The 11991-nt window shown below is 40.6% G+C and carries 7 protein-coding genes and 2 pseudogenes; 5 read left to right on the top strand and 4 right to left on the bottom strand.

The genetic code is table 11. From position 1 onward, the window contains the following. Together HMPREF2574_RS08220 and dtd are read left to right on the top strand one after the other, a co-directional pair. A partial coding sequence (locus HMPREF2574_RS08220) for a RelA/SpoT family protein (RefSeq protein ID WP_070812433.1) occupies window positions 1–1985 on the top strand: 1985 nt, incomplete at its 5' end. 88 nt (window positions 1986–2073) lie between these two features. Continuing rightward, the gene (gene dtd / locus HMPREF2574_RS08215; RefSeq protein WP_024052638.1) at window positions 2074–2517 is read left to right on the top strand and encodes a D-aminoacyl-tRNA deacylase; all 444 of its coding nucleotides are present in this window, start codon (window positions 2074–2076) and stop codon (window positions 2515–2517) included. A 105-nt stretch (window positions 2518–2622) separates the two neighbouring features. On the opposite strand, the gene HMPREF2574_RS08210 is transcribed toward dtd, so the two are convergent. From HMPREF2574_RS08210 to HMPREF2574_RS08195, 4 genes are all read right to left on the bottom strand, one after another. Continuing rightward, window positions 2623–3288, bottom strand: coding sequence for a metal-dependent transcriptional regulator (locus HMPREF2574_RS08210; RefSeq protein WP_024052639.1), 666 nt, complete (start codon window positions 3286–3288; stop codon window positions 2623–2625). A 154-nt stretch (window positions 3289–3442) separates the two neighbouring features. Further along, a complete protein-coding gene (locus tag HMPREF2574_RS08205) occupies window positions 3443–4375 on the bottom strand; it encodes a metal ABC transporter substrate-binding protein (RefSeq protein WP_024052640.1) in 933 nt (310 codons plus the stop codon). A 34-nt stretch (window positions 4376–4409) separates the two neighbouring features. Then, complete coding sequence (locus HMPREF2574_RS08200; protein WP_024052641.1) at window positions 4410–5258, bottom strand: metal ABC transporter permease; 849 nt, start codon at window positions 5256–5258, stop codon at window positions 4410–4412. A 1-nt stretch (window position 5259) separates the two neighbouring features. After that, window positions 5260–5979 (bottom strand): metal ABC transporter ATP-binding protein, encoded by a 720-nt coding sequence (locus tag HMPREF2574_RS08195; protein WP_021001265.1) that lies wholly within the window; start codon window positions 5977–5979, stop codon window positions 5260–5262. A 177-nt stretch (window positions 5980–6156) separates the two neighbouring features. Here HMPREF2574_RS08195 and HMPREF2574_RS08190 point away from each other — a divergent pair. The 3 genes and pseudogenes from HMPREF2574_RS08190 (at window position 6157) to leuS (ending at window position 11787) form a co-directional block, all read left to right on the top strand. Beyond that, a pseudogene (locus HMPREF2574_RS08190) lies at window positions 6157–8053 on the top strand (M13 family metallopeptidase). Between the two features lie 104 nt (window positions 8054–8157). Next, window positions 8158–9087, top strand: a pseudogene (locus tag HMPREF2574_RS11135) (IS3 family transposase). Between the two features lie 198 nt (window positions 9088–9285). Further along, window positions 9286–11787, top strand: a complete 2502-nt coding sequence (leuS, locus tag HMPREF2574_RS08175) for a leucine--tRNA ligase (RefSeq protein ID WP_070812431.1) — start codon at window positions 9286–9288, stop codon at window positions 11785–11787. Window positions 11788–11991 lie beyond the last annotated feature (204 nt).

Raw genomic sequence — 11991 nt, 5'->3', positions numbered from 1 at the left:
ATGTTGTAGAAGACACAGCTGCAACTTTGGACGATTTGGAAGGCGAGTTTGGACATGATGTGCGCGTGATTGTCGATGGTGTGACCAAACTTGGTAAAGTCAAGTACATGTCTCACGAGGAGCAGTTGGCTGAAAACCACCGAAAAATGCTAATGGCGATGTCTAAGGATATTCGTGTCATTTTGGTCAAGCTGGCAGACCGTTTGCACAATATGCGAACGCTCAAGCATCTGCGAAAAGACAAGCAGGAACGCATCTCACGTGAAACCATGGAAATTTATGCTCCGTTGGCTCATCGCTTGGGGATTTCGAGCGTCAAATGGGAATTGGAAGATTTAGCTTTTCGATATTTGAATCCGACAGAGTTTTATAAGATTTCCCACCTGATGAAAGAAAAACGTCGGGAACGTGAGGAGTTAGTGGACGAAGTGGTTCATAAGATTGAAACCTATGCGTCTGAGCGTAATCTTCATGGGGAAATTTACGGTCGTCCTAAACATATTTACTCCATTTATCGGAAAATGCAGGACAAGAAAAAGCGTTTTGATGAGATTTATGACTTGATCGCTATTCGTTGCATTTTAGATACGCAAAGTGATGTGTATGCTATGTTGGGCTACATTCATGAACTCTGGCGACCAATGCCCGGACGTTTTAAAGATTATATTGCTAATCGCAAGGCAAATGGTTACCAGTCAATCCATACGACCGTCTATGGGCCTAAGGGACCGATTGAGTTTCAAATTCGGACCAAAGAAATGCACGAAGTGGCAGAATACGGGGTTGCTGCACACTGGGCCTATAAAAAAGGTATTAAAGGGCAGGTTGATAGCAAAGAATCGGCGATTGGGATGAATTGGATTAAGGAGATGATGGAACTCCAAGACCAGTCCAATGATGCACAGGATTTTGTGGATTCCGTCAAGGAAAATTACCTTGCTGAAGAAATCTATGTCTTCACGCCGGATGGTGCTGTTCGTTCGCTGCCAAAAGACTCAGGACCGATTGATTTTGCTTATGAAATCCATACAAAAGTGGGTGAAAAAGCGGTTGGTGCAAAGGTAAATGGTCGCATGGTGCCCTTGACTACGAAGTTAAAAACTGGGGACCAAGTTGAGATTATTACCAGTTCCAATTCCTTTGGACCGAGTCGTGACTGGATTAACCTTGTTAAGACTAGCAAGGCACGCAATAAAATTCGTCAATTTTTCAAAAATCAAGACAAGGAATTATCCATTTCTAAAGGTCGAGAACTTCTGCAAGCACAATTTCAAGAAAATGGCTATGTGGCTAACAAATACATGGACAAAAGACACATGGAAGAAGTTCTGCAAAAAACGAGCTACAAAACAGAGGAAACTCTTTTTGCGGCGATTGGGTTTGGTGAAGTTAGTGCTGTTTCGATTTTTAATCGTTTGACAGAAAGAGAACGCCGTGAAGAAGAGCGTGCTAAAGCAAGAGCTGAAGCAGAAGAGCTTGTTAAGGGCGGTGAAGTCAAGGTTGAAAACAAGGACACCCTCAAGGTCAAACATGAGGGCGGCGTCATTATCCAAGGTGCGTCAGGGCTTTTGATACGGATTGCCAAATGTTGTAATCCAGTTCCTGGTGATGAGATTGTCGGGTACATTACAAAGGGGCGCGGGGTTGCCATTCATCGTAAGGACTGTATGAATCTACGAGCGCAGGAAAATTATGAGCAGCGCTTGATTGAGGTCGAATGGGAAGAAAATACCTCTACGAAAGAATACACAGCGCACATTGATATTTATGGTTTGAATCGAGCAGGTCTTTTGAACGATGTGCTGCAAGTTTTGTCTAATACAACAAAAAATATCTCCACTGTGAATGCACAACCAACTAAGGATATGAAATTTGCCAACATTCATGTTTCTTTCGGAATCGCTAATTTATCCATGCTCACAACAGTTGTAGATAAGATTAAGAGCGTGCCAGAAGTTTATTCTGTCAAACGGACAAATGGCTAGGTGAGGACAGCAGAGCGGAAATGTTTTGCTAAAATTGCGTTTTTGTGAATTAATTCACAAAATGTAACGAAAATTAGGAAGTTCAACAATGAAAATAGTGATTCAGCGTGTGAAGCGAGCTTCGGTATCGATTGATAACGAACTTTATAATCAAATTCAGCAAGGACTACTGTTGCTAGTCGGTGTTGCTCCAGATGATGCTCAAGAAGATGTGGCATATGCAGCGAGAAAAATTGCCAATATGCGGATTTTTTCAGATGATGAAGACAAGATGAACTTGTCCGTCAAAGACGTAAATGGAGAAATTCTTTCTATTTCTCAATTTACCCTTTACGCAGATACAAAAAAAGGTAATCGCCCAGCTTTTATAGGCGCTGCTCAACCAGACTTGGCTAGTCAATTGTATGATGATTTTAACGAATTGCTAGGTCGAGAAATACCTGTTAAAACAGGTGTTTTCGCAGCTGATATGCAGGTTGAGTTAGTCAATGACGGACCGGTGACGATTGTGTTAGATACGAAGAATCGTTGAGAAAATGATAAATAAAAACGAGTCTGGACAAAACTGTTCCAGACTTGTTTGCTTTCTAGGATAAAACTCAATACGCATTGAGCAGTCTCCAATGTGTTAATGTTATCAGTTTCGACTTCCTTTTATATTTTTTTCCACATAAAGCTGTTGAGCGATAGCAGAGTTGACTTGCAGCTCTTTTCCATTGACCTTGAGCGCATACAGTTGAGCGTAAGGATCGTATTGCTCCAGAATCAGCGTATCTCCCAGATGTAAATCGTGTTTTTCCAAATATTTTAATAATTCAAATTCATCGTGAACTCGTGTTAAACGATAGGTCCCAGCATTTTCAACTTGATCTAAAGTCAATTGGTATTTTTCGACCAATAATTCACCTTTTGCAGGAATGGTTCCGCCGTGGGGACAGGTTTCTGGGAAATCCAGCATTTTTTCTAAGCGCTCGACAAATAATTCTGAAACGGTGTGTTCTAAGACTTCCGCTTCTTCATGGATTTGATCAGTCGTATATCCCAAATCATGTACGAGGAAAGCCTCGATTAAACGGTGCTTGCGATATAGCTCAGAAACAAGATGTAAACCAAGATCTGTCAGTAAATAACCGCTTGTTTTATCTTTTACAATCAATTTTTCGGCTTTCATCTTTTTAATCATTTCTGTGACAGCTGGGGGAGACACCTGCATCTGGGCGGCAATTTCTTTATTTGTAATTTTTTTAGTATGCGTACCAATCTCATAAATACATTTGAGGTAATCTTCTTTGTTTGGGGTCATATTGTCCTTTTACTCCTTATCATACTAGTATATCAAAAATAACTTAAGAATACAGCCGATAACCGCTTGTTTCAGAGAATGAAAGGCTTATTTATTCAAGAAGGATTTCAAGTAAAAAGGAACTGGTAATCATTTCCGGCTCCTTTTATATTTCTTATTTACTAAGACCTTCGGCAATTTTATCTAAATTCCATTTCATCATGTCGTAGTAGCTATCGCCTTTTTCTCCTTTTTCAGCGATTGAATCAGTGAAAATCTTGGCATAAATTGGAATTTTTGTATCTTTTGAAACAGTCTTCATTGGACGGTCATCAACACTACTTTCAACAAAGAGTGATGGTACTTTTGTTTTACGAAGTTTTTCAACCAATGTTTTGATTTGATCTGGAGTTCCTTCTTCTTCAGTGTTGATTTCCCAAATATAAGCAGATGGGACACCATAAGCTTTAGAGAAGTACTTGAAGCAACCTTCGCTTGTAACAATCATTTTCTTTTCAGCAGGAATATTATTGAATTTTGCTTTTGCTTCCTTGTCCAATGTTTCAAGTTTTGCAGTATAAGCTTTCAGATTCTTTTCATAAGTTTCTTTGTTTTTAGGATCTTTTTCAATCAAACGTTTTGCAATGTTTTTAGCATAAATAATTCCGTTTTCTAGATTGAGCCAAGCGTGAGGATCTTCTTTCCCTTTTTCATTTTGACCTTCCAGATAGATAACATCCACTCCGTTACTTACAGCATAGTAATCTTTGTTCTCAGTCTTTTTCGCATTTTTGACCAATTTTGTAAACCAAGCATTTCCGCCGGTTTCCAAATTGATACCATTGTAGAAAATCAAATCAGCTTTTGATGTTTTTTTCACATCCTCTGGTAATGGTTCGTATTCATGTGGATCTTTTCCGACAGGAACGATACTGTGCAGATTGATTTTATCACCAGCGATATTTTTGGTAATATCAGCGATGATCGAGTTGGTAGCAACAACATTCAATTTTGAAGATTTGTTGGCAGAAGTTCCTTTTTGACCAGCGCAGGCAGCAAGCCCGATGATGGCTAAAAACAGAACGGCGATAAAACCTAATTTTTTCATATAAGGTTCTCCTTTAATAAATGAAATACTAATTTTATTTTAGCTTGGGTTTATTTTTTAGTTTGTTAAATCGTTGTTTTGGAGCGATAAAGAAACTAATGGCAAAGATAATGGCGGATGTCAGTACAATGCTTGAGCCAGCCGCAACATTAAAGGTATAGCCAATGAAAAGTCCTAAGACAGATGCAATTGCCCCCAAGCTAGAAGACAAGATAATCATCGTTTTAAGACTGTTAGCGTGAAGATAAGCAGTAGCAGCAGGTGTAATCAGCATGGCAACAATCAAAATCGTTCCCACGCTTTGCATAGCTGTAACTGCAACTAGCGTCAAGAGAATCATCAAGAGATAATGATAAAAATTGACTGGCATCCCCATCGCTTTTGCCAGAAGTGGATCGAAAGATGTAATCAATAATTCTTTGAAGAATAGTCCAATAATAATTAGAACAGCGATTCCTACACCAATTGTAATCCACATATCAATGTCTTGCACAGCTAAGATATTTCCAAAAAGAATATGGAAAAGGTCGGTTGAACTATTCGCAACTCCAATCAAAATGACTCCAAGAGCTAAAAAGGAACTAAAAGTTATTCCAATGGCAGTATCACTTTTGATAATTGAATTTCCTTTAATATAAGTAATAATGACCGAAGCTAAAAGCCCAAAAACAATGGCTCCGATAAAGAAGTTGATTCCTAAAATAAAGGAGAGTGCAACTCCTGGCAAGACTGCGTGTGAAATGGCATCGCCCATCAAGGACATGCCTCTTAGGATAATGAAGCAACCAACTGCTCCAGCAACAATCCCGATGACAATGGCCGTAATCAGTGCATTTTGTAAAAAATGGAAATTTTGTAGTCCATCAAGAAATTCTGAAAACATATTAAAGACCTCCATTCACAAAAAGCTGAGAGCCGTAAGCTTTTTTCAAGTTTTCTTCTGTGAAAGTTGATGAAGTTTCCCCAATGGCAATGAGTTCTTTATTCAAAATTAAAACTTGATCAAAATAATGCGGGACTTTTCCTAAGTCATGGTGGACGATGAGAATCGTTTTTCCTTGTTCTTTTAGATTGCGTAGCGTTGTCATGATAATTTCTTCGCTGATCGAATCAATCCCGACAAACGGTTCGTCCAGAAAGATACAGTCTGCTTCTTGTACCAGACAGCGCGCAATCAAGACCCGTTGAAATTGCCCTCCTGACAACTGGCTGATTTGGCGTTCAGCATAATCCTCTAAGCCGACAATGCGCAGCGCATTTGTCACCTTGTCCCAGTCTGTGCTTTTTAGTCTGTGAAACAATTTCACTTTTGGATACAGTCCAAGCGATACACATTCTTTTACTTTGATAGGAAAGTTGTAGTCAATGTGAATTTTTTGTTCCACATAAGCTACGTGACTGAGCACTTTTGAGAATTCTTTATCATCAAGATAAGTTTGTCCAGCGTGGTCAATGATACCCAACATTCCTTTTAAAAGAGTGGATTTACCAGCTCCGTTGGGGCCAATAACTCCCATGATAGTTGGGCCTTGGATTTCCAAAGAAATCTGATTAAGAGCAAGTGTTTCCTGATAAGAGACACTTAAATTTTCGATACGTATGATTTTTATACCCCCCTCTACTGTTAATATACATTAAAATAAAAATTAAGTCAAGTTAATTTTTAGAATTTTTAAGAAAAATCAGAAGTAAAGTTTGACAGAAAATCTCTTTTGATTAAAGTTTGATTATTCAGAACTTTTTTGATAGGATTAAGATAAAACAATGAAAGCGAGAACAAGATGACACGTTTACAAGATGATTTTTTTTGACTATGTCAATGGTGAATGGGAAAAAACAGCAGTTATTCCTGATGATAAGCCTGTGACAGGTGGATTTATGGATCTGGATCAAGATATTGAAAAATTGATGCTGGCTACAACTGATAAATGGTTAGCAGGTCAAGATGTGCCGGATGATCCAATTTTGCAAAATTTTGTGAAATACCATCGTTTGGTGGCAGATTTTGACGGACGGGAACAAGCAGGAGTTGCTCCAGCGATGCCGCTTGTGGAAGAATATAAAGCGCTTGGCTCTTTTAAGGAATTTGCAGATAAGATTGCTGAATATGAAATGGCTGGAAAGCCAAATTTCTTTACTTTTGATGTTGCTCCAGACTTTATGAATGCGCAAATGAATGTTCTCTGGGCCGATGCACCTGGAATCATTTTGCCAGATACAACCTACTATGAAGAAGGAAATGAAAAAGGCAAGGAATTGCTGGCAATCTGGCGGAAAATGCAGGAAGAATTGTTGACTAAATTTGGCTTTTCGGCAGAGGAAACAAAAGATATTTTGGATAAATATCTGGAATTGGATGCTAAATTAGCCAAGTATGTCCTGTCAAATGAAGAAAGTTCAGAATATGTGAAATTGTATCATCCTTACGATTGGGCAGATTTTACGAAGCTAGCTCCAGAATTGCCGCTTGACGCGATTTTTACAGAGATTTTGGGACAAGTCCCAGACAAAGTGATTGTTCCTCAAGAGCGTTTCTGGAAAGACTTTGCAGCAGAATGTTATTCAGAAAAGAATTGGGAGCATTTGCATGCGGCACTGAAGTTATTCTCTACTGGAGCATGGACTTCTTTGCTCACTGAAGAAATTCGTGTCCTTTCAGGTACCTATGCACGCGCTATCTCAGGTGTCCCAGAACCACGTCCAAAAGAAAAGGCAGCTTACCAGTTAGCGCAAGGTCCGTATAACCAAGCACTTGGTTTGTGGTATGCGGGAGAAAAATTCTCACCTGAAGCAAAAGCAGATGTAGAGCACAAAGTTGCTGCTATGATTGATGTTTATAAGTCGCGTCTGGAAAAGGCGGATTGGCTCGCTAAGGAAACACGTGACAAAGCGATTGTCAAACTCAATGTCATCACACCGCATATCGGCTATCCAGAGAAATTGCCAGAAACCTATGCGAAAAAAGTGATTGATGAGAATTTGAGTTTGGTGGAGAATGCTCAAAATTTAGCAAAAATTTCTATTGCGCATACATGGAGCAAGTGGAACAAGGAAGTGGATCGCAGTGAATGGCACATGCCAGCCCATATGGTCAACGCGTATTATGACCCACAGCAAAATCAAATTGTGTTCCCAGCAGCCATTCTCCAAGCGCCATTTTATGATTTACATCAATCTTCATCAGCTAACTATGGTGGAATCGGTGCGGTGATTGCTCATGAAATTTCTCATGCCTTTGACTCAAATGGAGCTTCATTTGACGAACACGGAAGTTTGAACAATTGGTGGAAGTCAGAAGATTACGAGGCCTTTCAAGCACGTACTCAAAAGGTGATTGAGCAATTTGACGGACAGGATTCTTACGGTGCTAAAGTCAATGGGAAACTAACTGTTTCAGAAAATATTGCAGACCTTGGTGGTATTGCGGCAGCACTGGAAGCCGCTAAGAAAGAAGCAGACTTCTCTGCAGAAGAATTCTTTACTAACTTTGCCCGTATCTGGCGCATGAAAGCTCGGCCAGAGTTCATGCAGATGCTAGCCAGCGTGGACGTGCATGCTCCTGGAAAACTTCGGGCAAATGTTCAATTGCCAAACTTTGATGATTTCTTTACGACTTTTGATGTTAAAGAAGGCGATGGCATGTGGCGCAAACCAGAAGACCGCGTGATTATTTGGTAATGGTTCACTTTACTTAAAACCAGTTGGAAGGCACTAGCCCCATAAAATGAGACACAAGAAAAACCCTCCTGTTTCTAGTAAACTAGAAACAGGAGGGTTTTGTTATGGTCAAAAAAGCGTATTCGGTAGAAACTAAGTTAGCCTGTATCGAAATGAAGAAAGCAGGTAAGTCCAATAAGGTTATCATGGAGACTCTGAGCATAAAAAATGTTAGTCAGGTCAAAACCTGGTGGCGATGGTATCGAAATGATGAACTGCACCGCTTCCACCAACCTGTGGGGAAACAATATACCTACGGTAAAGGAATGGAACAGCTATCCGAAGCGGAACAACTACGCCTACAGGTGGAATTGCTAAAAAAGTATCGGAGCTTGGTAAGGTCATCGACAAAGTAAGTCTTATCAAGCTGGTGGAAGAATACAAGAAAGTCTACCCTGTCTCAGTCATTCTGGACTGTTTTGGTATCAAACGATCCACTTTCTACCGTTGGAAAGTAGAAGGTGAGAAGCCTAAAAAAGGGACGAGGTGGTAGAAAAAATAGAGCGAATCTGTATGGGAAATCAGTTTATCTACGGCTACCGTACCATCACCCGATTGCTCAAGAAGAGGGATAACCTTGTCACAGACATGACCTACCTCTACTTTGGAAACTGTAAACTCTACCTGTCCTCTATCATGGATCTCTATAATCGTGAGATTGTGGCTTATACCATCTCAGATTGCCAAGATACGGACTTTGTGTTGGATACTTTGAACTAACTGAATGTGTCTCAAGGAGCGCTCTTGCATAGCGATCAGGGCTCTGTCTACACCTCAAAAGCTTATTATCAGGCTTGCACAGAAAAAAGCATCACCCGCTCTATGTCCCGCAAGGGAACACCAGCAGATAATGCCTGTATCGAATGGTTTCATTCTGTCCTAAAGTCTGAAACCTTCTATCTCCATAACTGGAGAAACTTAACCAAAGATAGTAGAACAGATATTGTCAAATCTACATCATATTTTATAATGAAACTAGAATTCAACAGAGATGAAACGACCAGTCTCCTGTGGATTGCAGAAATCTGGTCGCCTAAAAAGTGTTTTTCTTCTATCCCATTATTGGGGTGCAGTACCGAATGACCAGCTGTTTTTTTGTGTTTGAGAATATAGAAACAGACTTTCCTTAATTATGCCTTTTAAAATCGCCTAAAAATGGTATAATAATAACATCACAAAATTGGAGTGAATCAATGACTTTTTATAATCACAAATCAATTGAAAAAAAATGGCAAAATTATTGGGCGGAAAATCATACGTTTAAAACAGGAACAGACGCTGACAAACCAAATTTTTATGCGTTGGATATGTTCCCTTACCCGTCTGGTGCTGGTCTTCACGTAGGACACCCAGAAGGCTACACGGCGACTGATATTCTTAGTCGTTTCAAACGTGCGCAAGGCTACAACGTTCTTCACCCAATGGGCTGGGATGCCTTTGGGCTGCCTGCCGAGCAATACGCAATGGATACAGGTAATGACCCAGCTGAGTTTACGGCAGAAAATATTGCCAACTTCAAACGTCAAATCAATGCGCTTGGCTTCTCTTACGACTGGGATCGTGAAGTAAATACTACAGATCCAAACTACTACAAGTGGACGCAATGGATCTTCACCAAGCTTTACGAAAAGGGCTTGGCCTATGAAGCGGAAGTGCCAGTTAACTGGGTTGAAGAACTAGGTACAGCCATCGCTAACGAAGAAGTACTTCCTGACGGAACATCTGAACGTGGTGGTTACCCAGTTGTCCGCAAACCCATGCGCCAATGGATGCTGAAAATCACAGTTTACGCTGAACGTTTGCTGGAAGATTTAGAAGACCTTGATTGGCCTGAATCTATCAAAGATATGCAGCGTAACTGGATTGGTAAATCAACTGGTGCCAATGTGACCTTTAAAATCAAAGATACTGATAAAGATTTCACAGTATTTACTACTCGTCCAGATACATTATTTGGTGCAACCTATGCTGTTTTGGCTCCTGAACATCCGCTTGTTGAGGTGATTACAACGCAAGATCAAGCGCAGGCTGTTGCGGATTATAAACACCAAGCAAGCCTTAAATCTGACCTTGCTCGTACAGACCTTGCTAAAGAAAAAACAGGTGTCTGGACTGGTAGCTATGCCATTAACCCAGTAAATGGTAAAGAAATTCCAATCTGGATTGCCGACTACGTTCTGGTCAGCTACGGGACTGGTGCGATTATGGCGGTTCCTGCCCACGATACACGTGACTGGGAATTTGCTAAGCAATTTCATTTGGAAATCATCCCCGTTCTTGAAGGTGGAAATGTTGAGGAAGAAGCATACACAGAAGACGGCCTTCACATCAATTCTGGCTTCTTAGACGGCCTTGATAAGGCACAAGCTATCGATAAAATGGTTGACTGGCTGGAAGCAGAAGGTGTCGGAAACAAAAAAGTAACTTACCGTATGCGTGACTGGCTCTTCAGCCGTCAGCGTTATTGGGGTGAACCAATCCCAATCATCCACTGGGAAGACGGCACAACAACAGCTGTTCCAGAAGAGCAATTGCCGCTTGTATTGCCAGTAACCAAAGACATCAAACCTTCAGGTACAGGTGAAAGCCCACTTGCTAACTTGACCGATTGGCTGGAAGTGGCGCGTGAAGATGGGATGAAAGGTCGCCGTGAAACAAACACAATGCCACAATGGGCAGGCTCTAGCTGGTATTATCTTCGCTATATCGACCCACACAACGATGAAAAATTAGCTGATGAAGAATTACTCAAGGCTTGGCTGCCGGTTGACATTTACATTGGTGGTGCAGAACATGCAGTGCTTCACCTTCTTTATGCTCGTTTCTGGCACAAATTCCTTTATGATTTAGGTGCCGTTCCAACCAAAGAACCATTCCAAAAGCTCTTTAACCAAGGGATGATTTTGGGGACCAGCTATCGTGATAGCCGCGGAGCACTGATTGCCAGTGACAAGGTTGAAAAACGTGACGGTTCATTCTTCCATATCGAAACTGGAGAAGAACTGGAGCAAGCTCCGGCGAAAATGTCTAAATCACTTAAAAATGTTGTGAATCCTGATGATGTGGTTGAACGTTACGGAGCGGATACGCTGCGCGTGTACGAGATGTTCATGGGACCGCTTGATGCTTCTATCGCTTGGTCTGAAGAAGGCCTTGAAGGCTCACGCAAATTTCTTGACCGTGTCTATCGCTTGTTGACAACAAAAGAAATTGTTGTAGAAAACAGTGGCGCACTTGATAAAGTCTACAACCAGACAGTCAAGGCAGTGACCGAGCAGCTTGAGGAACTCAAGTTTAACACAGCCATTGCTCAATTGATGGTATTTGTCAACGCTGCCAATAAAGAAGACAAACTCTTTGTTGGCTACGCTAAAGGCTTTGTACAATTGTTAGCACCATTTGCACCACACCTTTCTGAAGAATTGTGGCAAACATTGACACAATCAGGTGAATCAATTTCATACGTTCCTTGGCCAACATGGGATGAAGCAAAACTCGTTGAAGATGAGGTTGAAATTGTCGTGCAAATCAAGGGCAAGGTTCGTGCAAAACTTGTGGTCGCAAAAGACTCAAGCCGAGAAGAGCTTGAAAAGCTTGCCCTTGCCAATGAAAAAATCCAGTCTGAAATCGCTGAAAAACAAGTGGTTAAGGTGATTGTAGTCCCTAACAAACTTGTTAATATTGTTGTCAAGTAATAGGTTCTGTTAGCCTTATCTGCAACCTTCAATAACGTTTCAAGCTGTTGGAGCTACCTAAATTGGTGAATATTGTTGCGAAATAAAAGAAAAATGAGGATTCTGCTAACATTTGGAATCCTTTTTCGCTGCTTTAAACTAAAAAAGCATAAACTTAAAAACAAGAAAAGTAAAAAAGATGAAAAAAGGTATTGACAAGAAGAG

This window comes from Streptococcus sp. HMSC034E12 (assembly GCF_001835915.1).
Taxonomy (GTDB): Bacteria; Bacillota; Bacilli; order Lactobacillales; family Streptococcaceae; genus Streptococcus; species Streptococcus vaginalis.
This window is presented reverse-complemented; position numbering and strand designations above follow the sequence as displayed.